A 19,540-nucleotide genomic window follows, 5' to 3' on the forward strand; every position below is an offset into this window, starting at 1 on the left:
GAGGCCTTTTCAGGCCTCTTTTTTTTGCGCGGCGGTTATATCCGACCGAGCAACAACAACACCAGCAGAACGACCAGCACCACACCGAGGATACCCGACGGGCCATAACCCCAATTACGCGAGTGCGGGAATACCGGCAGGCCACCGACCAGCAGGAGGATCAGGATAATGATCAGAATGAGGCTCATGGTTTTCTTCCTTATTAGGCCTTCTGCAAAGACCGGTTATTCAACGATAGGCCTGCACGTTTAAATACAGACGCCTTAACAACTCCGACCGTGGCGCTTTGCAGAAAATTCCTTATTTTTTTTAAAGCAATCGGCAAACTTTGTTATTTCGTTTAATGCGCGCGCTTAGTTGTAAAAGATTGAACTTAGGCTATACGCGGGCATCCGACCCGCTTGCCGGTTTGCGCGGGGCATTCATCACTCTGATGGTGCGTGGGTGTAGGAATAACCTTCGCTACACTGCCGATCACTTCTACCGTGAACCACAAGGCTACTTCCTATGCAAAATCGCATGATGATCACTGGCGCCGGGTCCGGCCTGGGTCGTGAAATCGCTCTGCGCTGGGCCCGCGAAGGTTGGCAGTTGGCATTGTCGGACGTAAGCGAACCTGGCTTGCAGGAAACCCTCAAGCTCGTGCGCGAAGCGGGGGGTGATGGTTTTATCCAGCGCTGTGATGTGCGCGACTACAGCCAACTCACCGCGTTTGCCCAGGCCTGCGAAGTCAAGCTTGGGGGCATCGATGTGATCGTCAACAATGCCGGTGTGGCATCGGGTGGTTTTTTTGCCGAGTTGTCCCTGGAAGACTGGGACTGGCAGATCGCAATCAACCTGATGGGCGTGGTCAAGGGCTGCAAGGCGTTCCTGCCGCTGCTGGAAAAGAGCAAGGGCCGCATCATCAACATCGCGTCCATGGCGGCCTTGATGCAGGGCCCGGCCATGAGCAACTACAACGTGGCCAAGGCCGGTGTGGTGGCGCTGTCGGAGAGTTTGCTGGTGGAGCTCAAGCAGCAGCAAGTGGGTGTGCATGTGGTGTGCCCATCGTTCTTCCAGACCAACCTGCTGGACTCGTTCCGTGGCCCCACCCCGGCGATGAAAGCCCAGGTGGGCAAGTTGCTGGAAAGCTCGCCGATTTCGGCGGCGGACATCGCCGACTATATCTATCAGCGCGTGGCCGAAGGCGAGTTCATGATCCTGCCCCACGAACAGGGGCGGATGGCGTGGGCGTTGAAACAGAAGAACCCGCAGTTGCTCTACGACGAAATGACCAGCATGGCCGACAAAATGCGCGCCAAGGCCCAAGCCGCCAAGGCCTGAATACGATCGCTGGCCGTACACCGAGCATAGGTGGGAGCGGGCTTGCTCGCGAATGCAGTGGTTCAGTTAACACAACCGTGACTGACACGCCGCCGCATTCGCGAGCAAGCCCGCTCCCACATTTTGTAGTGGGTTCTGTCAGGTAAGTTACCTACATATGTAGGTTTTGCCTGTTTTCAACGCAAGGCATTGATGCCTCCCACCTGCAGCGAGCATGGTCGAAGTCCTTTCACAGTTTAAAAGGACAACCGCCATGCTGGTCTTAAGCCGCGCCGTAGGCGAAGTCATCTCCATTGGCGATGACATCGCCGTCCATATCCTTGAGCTGAACGGTAACCAGGTGAAGTTCGGCGTCGAAACGCCCGCCGGGGTGCAGGTGCACCGTGCCGAGGTGTACCAGAAGATCCTCGACCGTCAGGCCACAGAGACGCCGGCCATTACCCATCCGTAAAACCCTTCAGTCAAACAGATGCTTGGGCACATCGTGCTTGAGCATCAACTGGCATTGCTCGCTCTCGGGGTCGAACACAATCAGGGCCTGGCCTTTGGTCAATGCCTGGCGTACCCGCAATACACGGGTTTCCAGTGGCGTGTCGTCGCCGTTGTCGGTGCCGTCACGGGTGACGAAGTCTTCGATCAGGCGCGTCAGGGTGTCGACTTCAAGTGCATCGTAGGGAATCAGCATACAGGCCTCGGGTATCAGATCCCGGCGATGCTACTGCGCCGGGACCCTTGTTACCAGCAGTTGCCAGCCTCAGGACTTCTGGCCGACCAGGCTGTCCACCGACGGCACCCGCGTGTCGCTCTCCATCTGGGTTTCATGTTCCAGCTGATGGCTGAACCGGTCCAGTGAACCCTGGGCCGGTTGCGCGTCACTGGCGAATACCGGCGGGCTGAGAATGTAGGCCCCCAGCAAGCGACTCAGCGCCGCGAGGCTGTCGATATGGGTGCGTTCGTAGCCGTGGGTCGCGTCGCAACCGAAGGCCAACAACGCGGTGCGGATATCGTGGCCGGCGGTCACGGCTGAGTGGGCATCGCTGAAATAGTAGCGGAACAGGTCGCGGCGCACCGGCAGGTCGTTGTCCGATGCCAGGCGCAGCAAATGCCGGGACAGGTGATAGTCATAAGGCCCGCCGGAGTCCTGCATCGCCACGCTCACCGCATGCTCGCTGGAATGCTGGCCGGGGGCGACCGGGGCGATGTCGATACCGACAAACTCACTGACGTCCCAAGGCAGGGCGGCTGCCGCACCACTGCCGGTTTCTTCGGTGATGGTGAACAGCGGGTGGCAGTCGATCAGCAACGGCTCGCCACTGTCGACGATGGCCTTGAGCGCGGCGAGCAGAGCAGCCACGCCAGCTTTGTCGTCCAGGTGACGGGCGCTGATGTGCCCGCTTTCGGTGAACTCGGGCAAGGGGTCGAAGGCCACGTAGTCACCCACGCTGATGCCTAGGGAGTCGCAATCGGCGCGGGTTGCGCAGTAGGCGTCCAGGCGCAGTTCGACGTGGTCCCAGCTCACCGGCATTTCATCCACGGCGGTGTTGAACGCGTGCCCGGAGGCCATCAGCGGCAATACGCTGCCACGGATCACGCCGTTGTCGGTGAACAGGCTGACCCGGCTGCCTTCAGCAAAACGGCTGGACCAGCAACCCACCGGCGCCAGGGTCAGGCGGCCGTTGTCCTTGATCGCACGCACGGCAGCGCCGATGGTGTCCAAATGCGCGGACACGGCGCGGTCCGGGCTGTTTTTCTGGCCCTTGAGGGTGGCGCGGATGGTGCCGCGGCGAGTCATCTCAAAGGGGATGCCCAGTTCTTCCAGGCGCTCGGCCACGTACCGCACGATGGTGTCGGTAAACCCGGTGGGGCTGGGAATGGCGAGCATTTCCAGCAGGACTTTTTGCAGGTAGTTGAGGTCGGGTTCGGGGATGGTTTGGCTCATAAAGACTCCTCTTGGCTTGCGTTGGGGGGTTGCCAATGCCGACGCCTTCGCGAGCAAGCCCGCTCCCACATGGGAATGCGGTCAACCTGTGGGAGCGGGCTTGCTCGCGAAGGCGCCGGCACTGGCACCTCAGTTCTCAAGCACTCAGCTAACTGTGGGGAAACAACAAATCCACAAACCGCTCAGCCGTCGGCTGCGGCTCATGATTGGCCAGTCCGGCCCGTTCGTTGGCTTCGATAAACACATAGTCGGGTTGGTCGGCGGCGGGCACCATCAGGTCCAGGCCCACCATGGGGATGTCCAGGGCGCGGGCGGCGCGTACGGCGGCGTCCACCAGCGTGGGGTGCAGGATCGCAGTGACGTCTTCCAGGCAACCACCGGTGTGCAGGTTGGCGGTGCGGCGCACCGCCAGGGTTTTGCCGCGAGGCAGGATGCTGCTGTAGTCGTAGCCGGCCGCTTGCAAGGTGCGTTCGGTTTCGGCGTCCATGGGGATTTTGCTCTCGCCATCGGTGGCCGCTTGCCGGCGACGGCTCTGGGCCTCGATCAGTGCGCCGATGGAATGATGCCCGTCTCCGGTCACTTCGGCAGGGCGGCGGATCGCAGCGGCGACCACCTCGAAACCGATCACCAGGATGCGCAGGTCCAGGCCTTCGTGGAAGCTCTCCAGCAGCACGCGGCTGTCGAACTGTCGCGCGGCGTCAATGGCGTGCTGCACCTCTTCGATGGTTTGCAAATCCACGGCTACGCCTTGGCCTTGCTCGCCATCGAGGGGCTTGACCACGATGCGCTGGTGCTCGTCTAGAAACTCCAGGTTATCGTCGGCGCTGGCGGCCAGTTGCTGTGAGGGCAATTTCAGCCCGGCGGCCTTGAGCACCTTGTGGGTCAGGCTTTTGTCCTGGCACAGGGTCATGCTGATGGCGCTGGTCAGGTCGCTCAGCGATTCGCGGCAACGTACGCGGCGCCCCCCGTAGCTCAGGGTGAACAAGCCCGCTTCGGCGTCATCGACCTGTACATCGATGCCGCGCCGGTGGGCCTCTTCGACAATGATCCGCGCATAAGGGTTGAACCCCGCCTGCGGCCCAGGCCCAAGAAACAGCGGTTGATTGATACCGTTCTTGTGCTTGATCGCAAAGGTGGTGAGCGCGCGAAAACCGAGCTTGGCGTAGAGGTTCTTGGCCTGGCGGTTATCGTGCAGCACCGACAGGTCCAGGTAGCTCAGGCCACGGCTCATAAAGTGTTCCACCAGGTGGCGCACCAGCACTTCACCCACGCCGGGGCGGGTGCATTGCGGGTCCACTGCCAGGCACCACAGGCTGCAGCCGTTCTCCGGGTCGTGAAAGGCTTTCTGATGATTAAGGCCCATCACGCTGCCGATCACTGCGCCGCTGTCTTCATCTTCTGCCAGCCAATACACCGGGCCGCCTTGATGGCGTGGCGTGAGGCGCTCCACGTCGACCGGCAACATGCCGCGCCCCTGGTAGAGCTGGTTGACTGCCAGCCAATCAGCGTCGGTGTGCACCCGGCGGATACGAAAGCCGCGAAACACACGGGTGGCCGGGCGATAGTCGGTAAACCACAGGCGCAGGGTGTCGGACGGGTCGAGGAACAACTGCTGCGGATCGATCCCGAGGATCTGCTGGGGCGCTGCCACGTAGAGGGCGATGTCGCGCTCGCCAGCTTGTTCGTTGAGCAGTTCCTGGGCCAGGCTCGCCGGGTCGGGGAAGGTATGCCCGATCAGCAACCGCCCCCAGCCGCAATGCACGGCAATGGGGTCTGCGCTCAGCGGGCTGCCGTCTTCGGCAAGCCGGGCTTGCAGGCGCTCGTAGGACGGCGCCTGGCCCTTGAGCAAGCGTTGGCTGTAAGCCGCTGCATGGGGTTTCATCGATCAGATTCCTTGTTCGCTGAGCCACAGGTTCAGCGCCGCCAGTTGCCACAGCTTGGAGCCGCGCAGCGGAGTCAGTTGGCCTTGCGGGTCGGTGAGCAGGCGGTCGAGCATCGCGGGATTGAACAGGCCACGATCCTGGCTCGGGTCCAGCAGCAACTCACGTACCCAGTTGAGCGTGTCGCCCTGCAAATGCTTGAGGCCAGGCACCGGGAAGTAGCCCTTCTTGCGGTCGATGACTTCACTCGGGATTACCCGGCGCGCGGCCTCTTTCAAGACCTGCTTGCCGCCGTCCGGCAGCTTGAACTTGCCCGGCACGCGGGCCGACAGTTCCACCAGGCGGTAATCCAGGAACGGTGTACGCGCTTCAAGCCCCCAGGCCATGGTCATGTTGTCGACGCGTTTGACCGGGTCGTCCACCAGCATCACCGTGCTGTCCAGGCGCAGGGCTTTGTCCACGGCGGCGTCGGCGCCGGGCATGGCGAAATGTTCGCGTACGAAGTCACCGGCGGCGTCGTTGGCGGTCAGCCATTTGGGCGCGACGGTGGCCGCGTAGTCGTCGTAGCTGCGGTCGAAAAACGCATCGCGATAAGCGGCGTATGGATCGCTGGCGCCGTCCACTTGCGGGTACCAGTGGTAACCGGCGAACAACTCGTCGGCGCCCTGGCCGCTCTGGACCACCTTGCAATGCTTGGCCACTTCCCGCGACAGCAGGTAGAAGGCGATGCAGTCATGGCTGACCATCGGCTCGCTCATGGCGCGGAATGCGGCTGGCAGTTGCTCGATGATCTCGCTTTCAGCGATGCGCAACTGGTGGTGTTGGGTGCCGTAATGCTTGGCGATCAGGTCCGAGTACTGGAACTCGTTGCCCGCTTCGCCGCCGGCGTCTTCAAAGCCGATAGAGAAGGTCGACAGATCTTGCACGCCGACTTCCCGCAGCAGGCCCACCAGCATGCTTGAATCCACACCGCCAGACAGCAGCACGCCCACATCCACCGCTGCACGTTGGCGAATGGCCACGGCTTCGCGGGTGCTGTCGAGCACGCGGTCGGTCCAGTCTTCCAGGCTCAGGTTTTTTTCGTCCTCATGGGGGCCGTAGGGCAGGGTCCACCATACTTTCTGCTCGGTCTTGCCGCTGGCGTCGATGCGCATCCAGCTGGCCGGTGGCAGTTTTTCAATGCCCGCCAGCAAGGTGCGTGGTGCAGGCACCACGGCATGGAAGTTCAGGTAATGGTTGAGCGCCACCGGATCGAGGATCGGGTTGATATCGCCCCCTTTAAGCAGCGCCGGCAATGCCGAGGCAAAGCGCAAACGCTGGCCGGTGCGCGACAGGTACAGGGGTTTCACGCCCAGGCGGTCACGGGCAATAAACAGACGCTGGGCATCGCGCTCCCAGATGGCAAACGCGAACATGCCGTTGAGCTTGGGCAGCAGTGCTTCGCCCCAGGCGTGATAGCCCTTGAGCAGCACTTCGGTGTCGCCGCCGGAGTAGAAGGCGTAGCCCAGGGCTTCCAGCTCTTCTCGCAGTTCCGGGAAGTTATAGATCGCGCCGTTGAAAGCCAGGGACAGGCCCAGTTGGGCGTCGACCATCGGTTGGGCCGAGCCGTCCGACAGGTCCATGATTTTCAGGCGTCGATGGCCCAGGGCAATCGGCCCCTGGGCATGAAAGCCCCAGGCGTCGGGGCCACGGGGGGCCAAGTGATGGGTGATGCGCTCAATCGCAGCCAGGTCGGCAGGTTGGGCATCGAAACGTAATTCTCCAGCTAATCCGCACATAAATTCCTTACCGGTTTTTCCGTTGGGGAGGGGGAACACTCAATACGCCCGGAGGGCGCGTACCCAGAAACTGACACGGGGCTATAGCGGGAGTTTTAGATCGATAAGTTATAAGGCAAATAGCCTTACGTGCTGGCGCAGGCCTTCAAGCGCCGTGCGGGCCGGCAGCAAAGGGCGGTACATAGCGCTGGGATACATGTGTAAATCCGGTCAGTCCGGCGCCCGGACACGCCGATATTCGAATGCATTTTTTTCCAAGTCCCGCTTAGGGTTTGTCCTTGATCTGCAGCACAACAGGGACGCTACCCCATGACCGAAAATCGCAATTTAGACGAAGTCACCGATCCCGTGACTGAAGATGAACGCCTGACAGTCCTGCTGGACAAGACCGGCGATCTGGACAAAGCCCGGGTCTTGCACCAGACCTTGCCGCCCTGGCTGGTGGACGCCAAGCCCGCCACGCTGGCGGACTTGCAGCAAGCCCATCGCGACAGCCAGCAGCCGCGCCTCCAGGTCAAGGCGTTGTTGGCCCATATACAACCGCTGCATGAGTTTTGCGCCGAGCGCTTGCACGCCTTTCTGCTGAGCAAAGGGGTGGCGGAGGTGGACGTGGTACACGACCAACTGGAGGTGCCCACCGGGCATATCACCAGCGTCACGCCTGACCTGGTCGGCACGATGATTGAAACCTCCACCTGGCACAAACGCAGCCTGGTGGAGGCGGCCATGCTTAACTTCGACCTCGCTCAGACCAGGCGTGGCGGCATGTCGTCGTCGGCGGTGATTCGTTCGGCCGTGACGCACAAGCCGCTGCCAGGGCTTTCGGTGCAACAGTTCGTCAATTATTGCCGTGAGCTGGATCTGGGAGCTGCCTACCAGCGCCACCTGTGTGAGGTGTTTGGTGTAGGGCGCCTGGGCGAAGCGGCTGAGGCGGCGGATCTGAGCTACAACACGGCGGCGGTGAATATTGGCCTGTCCAAAGCCTTGGATATGCAGATCGACCTGCACATCGCATGCGCCAAGGAGGATGTAAGTGCTGCAACGGCAGTGCGCTTGCTGAAAATGCTCAAGGCCGACCGTCCGGCCAGTGAGCTGGCATTCCTTGCACCCTCGGAAAAACCCCTGATCTGGCAAGGCCTGAACATCGATGAAGCGTGCCTGTGGGGCACGCTTGTGGTGAGCAGCGATGATCCAGGCACGCTCGGGACGGGCTCGTTTCTGGTGTATATGCCCAACGAGCCGTTCAGGCCCTGGTATGAATACGAGACGTTGGAAGACTTCAAGACTTACCTGCGCTTGAAGTTGCAGATGGCGCCCTACCGGCGTTTTTTCCAGGGGGGCCTGGATGAATATGACCGCCTCGGATTTTTGCAACGTTTTGATCAGCGCAAGCAGTTGGGGCGCATCGAACCGGTGCCGGTCAAGGGCAGTTTTTCCGACTTTTATTTCAAAGCCTGCACCGGAAAGATCCAGCGCGACACCCTGGCATTGGCCGTGCCCACCGCACTGGTGGACGAGCAGGCCGACCAGGAGCGCTGGATGGCCTATCTGGAAGCGGGCCTGGATGTACTGAATGTGGCCGCATTTTTTGTGCCCGTACTGGGCCAGTTGATGGTCGGCGTGGCCGTTGGGCAAATCCTCGGTGAGGTGTTCGAGGGCGTCGAGGACTGGTCCCATGGCGATGAGGCCGAGGCCCTGCAGCACTTGATCAATATCGGCGAAAGCCTCGCGGCCATGGTGGCGTTTGCGGCAGGGGGGCGCATTGTGGGTGCGCTCAAGTCCGGGGTGGTATCCACGCGGTTTTTCGACGAGGTGGAGGCCATTACGCGCACCGACCATCGCCCGGCACTCTGGCGGCCCCGTCTGGCACCCTATCGCCAGGTGTTGGCCGATGGCGAACCGTGGGTGGCCGACAGCAAAGGTATTGTGCAGGCGAAGGGGCAGTCGTGGATCAACATTGGCGGCGCAGCCTACTCGATTGGCTTTGACCCGAATATCGGCCGTTGGCGCATCAACCATCCGCGTCGTTTGACGGCCTACCGTCCACCTCTGGATCACAACTACCGGGGTGGCTGGAAACATGCTTTCGAACGACCTGAACAATGGCCGGACCTGACGTACAACCTTGTCCGGCTTGACCCTAGCCTCGAAGCGTTGAGCCTGCCGCAAGTGCGTACTATTGCGCGGATCACCGACACCAGCGTCGCCAAGGCCCAGCACTTGGGGATGGAACACGAGGGCCTGCCCCAGCGTTTCCAGGATTGCGTGGTGTACTTCAAGCAGCATCGCAAGGTGGCTGACTTGATCGGGCAGCTGGAGCGCGGCGAGTCCCCCCAGGCGCACACCGCGCGCACGCAAATGCTGGCGATACCGTTGATGCCAGGCTGGCCTGCCGGGCGGTTTATCGAAGTGCTGGATGATGAATACAACTTGCTCGAGAGTTATCCGGATCTGAGCCCGTTTGACTATGAGGACTTGAGTGTCCACATCACCCAGAGCCAGCTCAACGAGGGCCGGGTAATACCGACCGTGCTGGAGGCGCTGAGCGATGAGGAGCGTAGCGGCCTATTGGGTGAAACGGTGACGCGGGAAGAGGCGCAGCCGTTGTTCACGCGCCGGTTGCTGGAAACCCTCAACGCTCGGCAACAGACCTTGGCGCAGACGTTGTATGAAGGTTTGGACGGCGAGGCCAAAGGCGTATTGCGAGCGCTGAAGGACAGCCATCCGCAACTCTCCAACCGTATGGGCTGGGAACTGGTGAGCGAAGCCCCCGAAGCGCAGCGCCAACACTTGCGCACCACCCACCGTGTGCCGTTGTCATTGGCCGAACGGGCGCGCAACGCGTGGGAACACACACAGCAGGATCGTGCGTTGACGGGCTTGTATCTGCCGGAGCTGGCAGTACCCGCGACCCAGCGCATTGCTCTTGGCGCGATGCAACAATTATCAGGTTGGCCCAGTGACCTGCTACTGCAATTGCGCCAGCAGAGTGAACGCGGCGTGCTGCTCGCCGAAGCGGGGCCGCCATCGGCCTCGACGCAACGCACGCTGGTACAGACGCCTGAAGGCTTCCAGGCCTTCGACGAGACCAGTCAGCCCTTGGCCCCGGTGAAGGGCGGCCCCTATGGGTTCTATCAGGCTGTGCTGGATGCATTGCCCGCCCGCCAACGCGCCACGTTGAAGTTGCAGGGCGACTGGGCGCCGCAGCAGTTGCTTGGCCGCCTGCGCGACCACACCTATGAGCAGCGATACCGCGTGGCGAGTTATATGCGACCTGAACGGCCCCCCGTCGACGCGCCCGCTATTCCGTGTGTCCAGGCGGCGCCGCCCGAGTTGTCAGCGCTGCCTTCGGCACTGATGCGCAAGCTGAGAAAGCTCTTTCCATTACTCGATGATGTTCAACGGTCCGGCCTCATCCAGAGCGCGAAGCCTGACCACCTCAGTCAGGCCAGGGCTGTGGAGGCGCTTGAGCAGCAGTTTGCAGCCCTGCATCGCGCGCTGAAAATCTGGCGCAGCGACCGTTCGGCTTTCAGGCCTCAGCGCTCACCGCTGTGGGATTACCGATTAAGCCGGTACCAAGTGGCCAAAGCCCTCGAAAACGGGTGGCGGTACATGAGCGACGCTATCGATCACCATGCCATACGCGTACCGAGCCTGACCCTGGACGGCATGCTACATACCCCCCTGCCCACATTGCCGGCGCAGGTCAGCTTCGAACATGTGCAACTGCTGTCCCTCAGGAACATGGCCCAGGACGACTCCGTTGCGTACTTTCTCAAGCATTTCAAAGGGCTGACCAACCTGAATCTGGCGCAGAACAACGTCACTCGATTGCCCGAGGTGCTGGCCCAGATGCCACAGTTGGAGCACCTGTGCCTGGCCGACAATGCCCTGCAACTGACCGAGTACACCCGCGCCACGCTGGCGCAGATGCGTAGCCTGCAGGTGCTGAACCTGAGCAATAACCCGCTGCTGAACGCACCGGATGTCAGTCGCATGTTCGTGTTGCGCGAAGTGATATTGCGCGACTGTCGGCTCAAGGAGTTCCCAAAGGGAGTATCGCGCCTGCCTTACCTGGAAAACCTCGACCTGCGGGGCAATGACATCCGTGCGCTGCCCGAGTGGTTGTTCGAGGTGCCGCGCAGCTATGCCCAGGCGGTCAACCTGCGCCACAACCCGCTGGATGCGCGCAGCCTGCAGTTGTTGCATGACTACCGTGTCAACCACGGTGTGGGCATGGGCTACCTTGAAGATGACATCACCCGCCTAACTGAGCAAAAGGCTCGCGAGCTTTGGCTTGCCGACAATCGTGTGGCCGATTATGCCGACAAAGACCGCACTTGGGGCGGGCTCAGGGATGAGCCAGATTCCGACGGATTGTTCAACCTGTTGGCCGAGCTGGGGGGCACAGCAGATGCCAGCCAGGTCCGTGAAGACATGACGCGACGGGTATGGCGCGTACTGGATGCCACCAGTAGCGACGCCAGGCTACGCCAAGAGATCTTCGAGCGTGCGGCAACCCCGTTGAATTGCGACGACGCGGCGGCGGTGAGTTTCAGCAACCTTGAGGTGCTGGTGGAAATCAGCCAGGCATCCCGGCTCGCCGAAGGTGGACAGATGTCGGCGGCACAGTTGTTGAGGCTGGCGAGGGGGTTGTTTCGTCTCGATCAACTGGAACGCCTGGCCTATAACCACAGCTTGGAGCACCCCAGTGTCGACCCGTTGGAAGTCAGCCTGGCGTTCCGAACCGGGCTGGCCAACCGCTTTGAACTGCCCGGGCAGCCCAAGCACATGCGGTTTGCCAATCTGGGCGGTGTGACCACGCAAAACCTGAGAGACGCGGAGGCCCAGGTCAAAACAGCAGAGCTGTCGCCTCGCCTGCTGAATTATCTTGTGGAGTTGCCCTTTTGGGCGAAGTACCTCAAGCGCACCCACGCGGCCCGCTTCGAGGCCTTGAACGCTCCCTCGGACGAGCGCATGAACGCGGTGTTCGAGCAAAGCCTCGTGCTGGATGATGCCAGCTACCGCGAGCAGACCCACAGCGTGATGCAGGAACAGAAGAGCGTGGAAAAGGCCGAGATGATACGCCTGACCCAGGAGGCGCTGAGGCAGGGCGACCAGGGTGGATGCCTGCGGCCTTAGGCCTTAGGCCTTGGCCGCAGGCCCCCGGATCAAGTCGCGCAGGGCGAACCGGTTGGGGTGGCAGGCTTGGGCAACACTGCGGGGCAACGGCAGCGGCTCGTTCTCCAGCCACGCCGCCAGCAATTCTGCGCACAACGGCGCCGTGATCAACCCGCGAGAGCCGTGGCCACTGTTGATATAGAGGCCGGGCAGCCAGGGGCAGGGGGTGAGAGGCACTTGGCGGGCGTCCTTGCGTAGCGCCCCATAGGCCAGATCGAACGCTTCGCGCTGGGCCAGCGGCCCCACGATAGGCAGGTAGTCCGGGCTGGTGCAACGGAACGCGGCGCGGCCGTCGAGCTGTTCGGGCAGTAGGGTTTCGGCACCCAGCCGCTGCAGCAGGTCTGCGGAAATCTCCCGCAGCATCTCCAGGTTGCCGGCATGCTCGGCGGCGGTGGGCGTGAGGTCATCGCTTTTAAAGTCGAAGCTGGCGCCCAGGGTGTGCTCCCCCAGACGTGCCGGGGCCACATAACCTTCGGCGCACACCACAGTGGCCAGCGCGGCACTCGCCGGGGTCTGGGCCAGTCGGGTGATTTGCCCGCGAATACGCTTGAGGGGCAGGTCCGCGCTGTCCGCAAAGTGCTTGATATCGGCAGCCCCCGCCAGCACGACGACGCTGGCGCAGGCGAGCAGGGTGGAGCCATCACGGGCCTGCCATTGGTTGTCGACGTGTTGCAGTTCGATTGCGTGATGATGGGGATGCACAGTGATCAGCGGATGCGCCGCCTGCCATTGGCATAGCGCCGGTGGATGCACCCAGCCGCCTTCGGGGAAGAACAGCCCGCCATGTTCCAACGCGATGCCGGCGTGCTGCTGGGCTTGGTCGCGGTCCAGCAGGTGCAACAACCCTGGCGCAAACGCAGCGACCAGTTGCGTCTGGCGCTGGGCTTCCTTGGCATCGAAGGCCAGTTGCAGCACGCCGCAGCCATCCCAGTCGACCCCGCGATGCAACTGCTCCAGCAGGCGCCGGGTGTGGCCGAAACCGCTGAGGATCAACTGCGACAACGCCGTGCCATGGGCCGAAAGCTTGAGGTACAGCACGCCCTGGGGATTGCCCGAGGCTTCCTGTGCCAACTCGGCGTGACGTTCCAGCAGGCTGACACGCCAACCACGGGCGGCAAGGCTGGCGGCCGTGGCGCAACCGGCCAGGCCGCCGCCAATGACCATGGCGTGGCGTTCGCCGGCCAGTGGTGCCGGGCGGGCGAACCAGGGTTTGGTGGCTGGCGGCGCGGGCGTTTGCTCGGGCCAACCGAGGAATTCGCCGCGCAGAATCTCCCACTTGTGGCCGATGCCCGGCGTGCGCTTCATCTTGAACCCCGCCGCGTTGATCAGCCGGCGCACCCAGCCAGTGCTGGTAAACGTGCTGATGGTCGAGCCGGGCGCCGCCAGGCGTGCCAGTTCGGCGAACAGCTCGGCGGTCCACATGTCCGGGTTTTTTGCCGGGGCGAAACCGTCGAGAAACCACGCATCGACCTGGGCATCCAGTTGGGGCAATTGCTCCAGGGCATCGCCGATCAACAGGGTCAGGGTCACGCGGCCGTTGTCCAGTACCAGGCGTTGGAACCCTGGGTGGATGGCAATGTATTGGGCCAGCAGTTGATCGGCAAAGGGTGCAAGCTCGGGCCAGAGGGCGAGGGCGCGTTGCAGGTCGGCGTGGCTCAGCGGGTACTTTTCCACGCTGACAAAATGCAGGCGCGCACCGGCCACGGCGTGTTGTTCAAACAGCTGCCAGGCACACAAGAAATTCAATCCGGTGCCAAAGCCGGTCTCGCCAATCACCAAGCGCCCGTCTGCCGGCAGGGCGGCAAAACGCACCTGCAAACGGTTCTGTTCGAGGAACACATAGCGGGTTTCTTCAAGGCCCGACTGGTCGGAGAAGTACACGTCGTCGAACACCCGCGAGTGCGGGCGGCCTTGGTCGTCCCAGTCGAGCTGGGCGTGGGTGATGGGGTTCATGGGCGGCTCGGTAAAGACAAGGCCGCCATTCTAGCCGATCAATGGGCGATGAATTGACCCACGGCAAGGGCGGGTGGAATTTCCTCCCGCGTGTCGGTGCCTAATCCGCTAGTCTTGAGCCATCTTGAAACGGAGCTGCCCATGTTCGAATCCGCCGAAATCGGTCACGCCATCGACAAAAACACCTACGACGCCGAGGTGCCCGCCCTGCGCGAAGCCCTGCTGGAGGTGCAGTACGAACTGCAACAGCAGAAGCGCTTCCCGGTGATCATCCTGATCAACGGTATTGAAGGCGCGGGCAAGGGCGAGACCGTCAAGCTGCTGAACGAATGGATGGACCCGCGCCTGATCGAGGTGCGCACCTTCGATCAGCAGACCGACGAAGAACTGGCCCGGCCCCCCGCGTGGCGCTATTGGCGGCAACTACCGGCCAAGGGCCGCATGGGGATTTTCTTCGGTAACTGGTACAGCCAGATGCTGCAAGGGCGGGTGCATGGGCAGATCAAGGACGCCCGTCTCGACCAGGCCATCGCCGGTGCCGAGCGCCTGGAAAAGATGCTCTGCGATGAAGGCGCGCTGATCTTCAAGTTCTGGTTTCACCTTTCCAAGAAGCAAATGAAGGCGCGTCTCAAGGCCCTGGCCGACGATCCGTTGCACAGTTGGCGCATCAGCCCGCTGGACTGGCAGCAGTCCCAAACCTACGACAAGTTCGTGCACTTCGGCGAACGTGTGCTGCGCCGCACCAGCCGTGACTATGCGCCCTGGCATGTGATCGAAGGCGTCGACAGCAACTATCGCGAACTCACCGTGGGCAAGCTGTTGCTCGAAGGCATGCAAAACGCCTTGAAACTGCCTAAAGGCAAGGCCAGTGGCATGAACCCGGCGCCGTTGATTGCCTCGGTGGACAAGAAAAGCCTGCTGGACAGCCTCGACCTGACCCAGCGCCTGGAGAAGGACGATTATGAGGAACAACTGATCACCGAGCAGGCGCGTTTTTCCGGCCTGATGCGTGACAAACGCATGCGCAAACACGCCTTGGTCACGGTATTCGAAGGCAACGATGCGGCGGGCAAGGGCGGTGCCATTCGCCGGGTGGCAGCGGCGCTGGATCCGCGCCAATACCACATCGTGCCGATTGCTGCGCCCAGTGAAGACGAGCGTGCGCAACCTTACTTGTGGCGGTTCTGGCAGAAGATCCCGGCGCGGGGCATGTTCACTGTGTTTGACCGTTCGTGGTACGGCCGCGTGCTGGTGGAACGCATCGAAGGCTTCTGCACCGCGGCGGACTGGATGCGCGCCTATGGCGAGATCAACGACTTCGAAGAGCAACTGCGCGATGCGGGGGTGATCGTGGTCAAGTTCTGGCTGGCCATCGACAAGCAGACCCAGCTGGAGCGCTTCCAGGCCCGTGAAAACATCCCGTTCAAGCGCTTCAAGATCACCGAAGACGACTGGCGCAACCGCGACAAGTGGGACGACTACCGCGCGGCCGTGGGCGATATGGTCGACCGCACCAGCACCGAGATCGCGCCCTGGACGTTGGTGGAAGCCAACGACAAGCGCTGGGCGCGGGTCAAGGTGCTGCGCACCATCAACCTGGCGTTGGAGGAGGCGTTTGCCAAGTCCGACAAGCACGACAAGAAAGGCAAGAAGAAGTAGGCCTATATGCGGGGTGAATGATCGTCGCGGTTGGAATCAGCTGGATCTATGCTCGATCCATCTCCCAACAACGACAAGATCGAGGTAGCCCATGCGTGAAGTAGTGATCGTCGACAGCGTGCGAACCGGCCTGGCCAAATCCTTTCGCGGCAAGTTCAACCAGACCCGTCCGGACGACATGGCGGCCCATTGCGTCAACGCGCTGCTGACCCGTAACGGCATCGACCCGGCGACGGTGGAAGATTGCATCGTCGGTGCGGGCTCCAACGAAGGTGCCCAGGGCTACAACATCGGTCGCAACGTGGCGGTGCTGTCGCAGTTGGGCACGGGCACGGCGGGCATGACCCTCAACCGCTTCTGCTCCTCGGGCTTGCAGGCCATTGCCATTGCGGCCAACCAGATCGCTTCGGGTTGCAGCGACATCATCGTCGCCGGTGGGGTGGAGTCCATCAGCCTGACCATGAAAAGCGTCAACACCGACAACCTGATCAACCCGCTGCTTAAAGAACAGGTGCCGGGCATCTATTTCCCTATGGGCCAGACTGCCGAAATCGTCGCGCGTCGCTACCACGTCAGCCGCGAAGATCAGGACCTGTACGCCCTGCAAAGCCAGCAGCGCACCGCCCAAGCCCAGGCAGATGGCCTATTCAATGACGAAATCGTGCCGATGGCGGTCAAGTACAAGGTCGAGGACAAAAACACCGGTGAGGTACAAGTGCTCGATGGCGTGGTAGACCGCGACGACTGCAACCGCCCCGACACCACCCTGGCCAGTCTGCAGGGCTTGAAGCCGGTGTTTGCCGAGGACGGTTCGGTGACGGCGGGCAACTCCTCGCAACTGTCGGACGGTGCGTCCATGACCCTGGTGATGAGCCTGGAAAAAGCCCTGGAACTGGGGCTCAAGCCCAAGGCGTTTTTCCGCGGCTTTACCGTGGCCGGTTGCGAGCCGGACGAGATGGGCATCGGCCCGGTGTTCTCGGTGCCCAAGCTGCTCAAGGCCAAGGGCTTGCAGGTGGCGGATATCGATTTGTGGGAGTTGAACGAGGCGTTTGCGTCCCAGTGCCTGTATGCGCGCAATCGCCTGGAGATCGATAACGCCAAGTACAACGTCAATGGCGGCTCCATCTCCATCGGGCACCCGTTCGGTATGACCGGGTCGCGGCAGGTGGGGCATTTGGTGCGGGAGCTGCAACGGCGCAATCTGCGCTATGGCATCGTGACCATGTGCGTGGGAGGTGGTATGGGGGCGACGGGGCTGTTTGAGGCTGTGCGCTAAACCCGCTGAAGAAACTGGATCAAAATGTGGGAGCGGGCTTGCTCGCGAATGCGGCGTATCAGTCAATATCTCTAGCGACTGACACCCTGCATTGGCGAGCAAGTCGAATCGTCGTACCGCCCCTCCCACATTTGAACTGTGTCGTATCGCGAATCGTGCGCTGCCCCTAGAATGCCCGTACAACTTCCTCTGGCTTTTTGGGGCACTCATGCACATCTCCTCCGGCCGCTGGGTCTACGGTTTTCTCCTGACCCTGCTGACCGCGTTCCTCTGGGGCATCCTGCCGATCAAACTCAAGCAGGTGCTGCAGGTGATGGACCCGATCACCGTCACCTGGTTTCGCCTGACCGTCGCTGGCGGCTGCTTGTTCATTTACCTCGCGCTCACCAGGCGCTTGCCCAGCCGCAAGGTACTCGGCCCCAAGGGCGGTTGGCTGGTGGGCATGGCGGTGTGCGGGCTGGTGGGCAACTACGTGCTGTACCTGGTGGGCCTGCAAATGCTCAGCCCCGGTACGGCGCAGTTGGTGGTGCAGATGGGGCCGATCTTTTTGATGATCGCCAGTGTGTTCGTGTTCAAGGAACGTTTCAGCCTGGGGCAGGTGCTGGGCCTGGTGGTGCTGATCCTGGGGTTCGGTCTGTTCTTCAACCAGCGTCTTACGGAGCTGCTCACATCCCTGGGCACCTATACCGCTGGCGTACTGACGATCTTGCTCGCCACCTCTATCTGGGTGTTCTACGCCCTGGGCCAGAAGCAATTGCTGACGGCGTGGAATTCGCTGCAAGTGATGATGGTGATCTACCTGTGCTGCGCCGTGTTGCTCACGCCCTGGGCCCACCCGCTGGAAGCCCTGGACTTGAGCCCGTTGCAAGGCTGGCTGTTGCTGGCGTGCTGCATGAATACCCTAGTGGCCTATGGCGCGTTTGCCGAAGCGCTGGCGCATTGGGAGGCCTCGCGGGTCAGCGCGACCCTGGCGCTCACGCCGCTGGTGACTTTTGTCGCCGTGGCGCTGGCCGCGTGGCTATGGCCCGACTATGTGCAGGCCGAAGAGATCAACGCCCTGGGCTATGCCGGGGCGCTGGTGGTGGTGCTGGGGTCGGCGATGGTGGCGCTGGCCCCGTCATTGATAGCCGGGCTCAAGGCCCGGCGGTTGCGCATGGCGTCCTAGGCGCCGAGCATGTTTTCCGGGCGCACCCACTGGTCGAATTCGGCGTCTGTGAGGTAGCCCAGCGCCAGTGCCGCCTCCCTCAGGGTCAACCCTTCGGCATAGGCCTTCTTGGCGATCTCGGCGGATTTGTCGTAGCCGATATGGGGGTTGAGCGCGGTGACCAGCATCAGCCCGCGCTCCAGATGGTCGGCCATTTGCACAGCGTCGGGTTCGAGCCCCGCCACGCAATGTTCCTGGAAGTTGTTGCAGCCATCGGCCAGCAGGCGGATCGACTCCAGCAGGTTGTGGATGATCACAGGCTTGTACACGTTGAGCTGCAAGTGACCTTGGCTGGACGCAATACCAATGGTCACGTCATTGCCCAATACCTGGCAGGCCAGCATCGACAGCGCTTCGCACTGGGTGGGGTTGACCTTGCCCGGCATGATCGAGCTGCCTGGCTCGTTGGCCGGCAACTTGACCTCGGCCAACCCGGCGCGCGGGCCGGAACCCAGCAGGCGCAGGTCGTTGGCGATTTTCATCAGGGCCACGGCCAGGGTTTTCAGGGCGCCGTGCAGGGTCACCAGGGGTTCATGGCCCGAGAGCGCGGCGAATTTGTTGGGTGCGGTGACGAACGGCAACCCCGACAGCGCGGCCAGTTCGGAGGCAATTGCCTCGCCAAAACCGTGGGGCGCATTGAGCCCGGTGCCGACGGCGGTACCGCCCTGGGCCAGCTCGCACACGGCGGGCAGAGCACTGCGCACGGCGCGCTCGGCATAATCAAGCTGGGCGATAAAGGCCGAGAGTTCCTGGCCGAAGGTGATCGGCGTGGCGTCCATCATGTGGGTGCGGCCGGTCTTCACCAGTTTCATATGCCGCGCCGCCAATTCGGCCAAACCGCCGGACAGTGTGGCGATGGCCGGCAGCAAGCGTTGATGCACGGCCTGCACCGCCGCGATGCTCATGGCGGTGGGGAAGCAGTCGTTGGAACTCTGGGAGCGGTTCACATGATCGTTGGGGTGCACCGGGCTCTTGCCGCCGCGGGGGTTGCCCGCCAGCTCATTGGCGCGGCCGGCGATCACTTCATTGGCGTTCATGTTGCTTTGGGTGCCGCTGCCGGTCTGCCAGACCACCAGGGGAAACTGGTCGTCGTGCTGGCCGGCAAGTATTTCGTCGGCGGCCTGTTCGATCAGGCGGGCAATGTCGGCGGGCAAGTCGCCATTGCGATCGTTGACCCGTGCGGCGGCCTTCTTGATCAGGGCCAGGGCGTGCAACACCGCCAGCGGCATGCGCTGCTCGCCGATGGCGAAGTTCACCAGCGAACGTTGGGTCTGGGCGCCCCAGTAAGCGTCATCCGGGACGGCGACTTCTCCCAGGCTGTCGGTTTCGATACGGCTCATCGGGCAC

Annotated in this window: 13 protein-coding genes; 6 read left to right on the plus strand and 7 right to left on the minus strand. The window is 62.2% G+C overall.

The genetic code is table 11. The features are described from left to right. Positions 1-35 precede the first annotated feature (35 nt). Positions 36-188, minus strand: a complete 153-nt coding sequence (locus DYL59_RS13575; RefSeq protein WP_015885095.1) for a DUF3309 family protein — start codon at positions 186-188, stop codon at positions 36-38. A gap of 319 nt (positions 189-507) precedes the next feature. Between DYL59_RS13575 and DYL59_RS13580 the strand changes: the two genes are divergently transcribed. Both DYL59_RS13580 and csrA read left to right on the plus strand, forming a co-directional pair. Further along, positions 508-1,323, plus strand: coding sequence for an SDR family oxidoreductase (locus DYL59_RS13580; RefSeq protein WP_135289646.1), 816 nt, complete (start codon positions 508-510; stop codon positions 1,321-1,323). Between the two features lie 253 nt (positions 1,324-1,576). Beyond that, on the plus strand, positions 1,577-1,774 hold the full coding sequence (gene csrA / locus DYL59_RS13585; protein WP_135289647.1) for a carbon storage regulator CsrA: 198 nt from the start codon (positions 1,577-1,579) through the stop codon (positions 1,772-1,774). 6 nt (positions 1,775-1,780) lie between these two features. Here the strand turns inward: csrA and DYL59_RS13590 are convergent, their stop codons facing one another. From DYL59_RS13590 to DYL59_RS13605, 4 genes are all read right to left on the minus strand, one after another. Then, positions 1,781-2,008 carry a YheU family protein gene (locus DYL59_RS13590; protein WP_003192759.1) on the minus strand — a complete coding sequence of 76 codons (228 nt, stop codon included), beginning with the start codon at positions 2,006-2,008 and terminating at the stop codon, positions 1,781-1,783. Between the two features lie 69 nt (positions 2,009-2,077). Further along, positions 2,078-3,262: an osmoprotectant NAGGN system M42 family peptidase gene (locus tag DYL59_RS13595; RefSeq protein WP_135289648.1), complete on the minus strand. Its 1,185-nt coding sequence runs from the start codon at positions 3,260-3,262 to the stop codon at positions 2,078-2,080. 148 nt (positions 3,263-3,410) lie between these two features. Further along, entirely contained in the window at positions 3,411-5,144 is a 1,734-nt protein-coding gene (gene ngg, locus DYL59_RS13600) for an N-acetylglutaminylglutamine synthetase (protein WP_135289649.1), read from the minus strand. A gap of 3 nt (positions 5,145-5,147) precedes the next feature. Beyond that, the gene (locus DYL59_RS13605) at positions 5,148-6,920 is read right to left on the minus strand and encodes an N-acetylglutaminylglutamine amidotransferase (RefSeq protein WP_135289650.1); all 1,773 of its coding nucleotides are present in this window, start codon (positions 6,918-6,920) and stop codon (positions 5,148-5,150) included. Between the two features lie 309 nt (positions 6,921-7,229). Here DYL59_RS13605 and DYL59_RS13610 point away from each other — a divergent pair, with 309 nt between their 5' ends. After that, positions 7,230-12,062 carry an NEL-type E3 ubiquitin ligase domain-containing protein gene (locus DYL59_RS13610; RefSeq protein WP_135289651.1) on the plus strand — a complete coding sequence of 1,611 codons (4,833 nt, stop codon included), beginning with the start codon at positions 7,230-7,232 and terminating at the stop codon, positions 12,060-12,062. A 3-nt stretch (positions 12,063-12,065) separates the two neighbouring features. Here DYL59_RS13610 and mnmC read toward each other — a convergent pair whose 3' ends face one another. Then, positions 12,066-14,054: a bifunctional tRNA (5-methylaminomethyl-2-thiouridine)(34)-methyltransferase MnmC2/FAD-dependent 5-carboxymethylaminomethyl-2-thiouridine(34) oxidoreductase MnmC1 gene (gene mnmC / locus DYL59_RS13615; protein ID WP_135289652.1), complete on the minus strand. Its 1,989-nt coding sequence runs from the start codon at positions 14,052-14,054 to the stop codon at positions 12,066-12,068. Positions 14,055-14,195: 141 nt separating this feature from the next. On the opposite strand from mnmC, the gene pap reads away from it, so the two are divergent. The 3 genes from pap (at position 14,196) to DYL59_RS13630 (ending at position 18,154) form a co-directional block, all read left to right on the plus strand. Then, a complete protein-coding gene (gene pap, locus DYL59_RS13620) occupies positions 14,196-15,713 on the plus strand; it encodes a polyphosphate:AMP phosphotransferase (RefSeq protein WP_135289653.1) in 1,518 nt (505 codons plus the stop codon). A 91-nt stretch (positions 15,714-15,804) separates the two neighbouring features. Beyond that, positions 15,805-16,989 (plus strand): thiolase family protein, encoded by a 1,185-nt coding sequence (locus DYL59_RS13625; protein WP_135289654.1) that lies wholly within the window; start codon positions 15,805-15,807, stop codon positions 16,987-16,989. A 208-nt stretch (positions 16,990-17,197) separates the two neighbouring features. Beyond that, positions 17,198-18,154, plus strand: coding sequence for a DMT family transporter (locus DYL59_RS13630; protein ID WP_135289655.1), 957 nt, complete (start codon positions 17,198-17,200; stop codon positions 18,152-18,154). On the opposite strand, the gene DYL59_RS13635 is transcribed toward DYL59_RS13630, so the two are convergent. Beyond that, on the minus strand, positions 18,151-19,533 hold the full coding sequence (locus tag DYL59_RS13635; protein WP_135289656.1) for a class II fumarate hydratase: 1,383 nt from the start codon (positions 19,531-19,533) through the stop codon (positions 18,151-18,153). The genes DYL59_RS13630 and DYL59_RS13635 overlap by 4 nt on opposite strands. Positions 19,534-19,540: the final 7 nt, after the last annotated feature.

It is taken from the genome of Pseudomonas kairouanensis, assembly GCF_004682055.1.
Classification (GTDB): domain Bacteria; phylum Pseudomonadota; class Gammaproteobacteria; order Pseudomonadales; family Pseudomonadaceae; genus Aquipseudomonas; species Aquipseudomonas kairouanensis.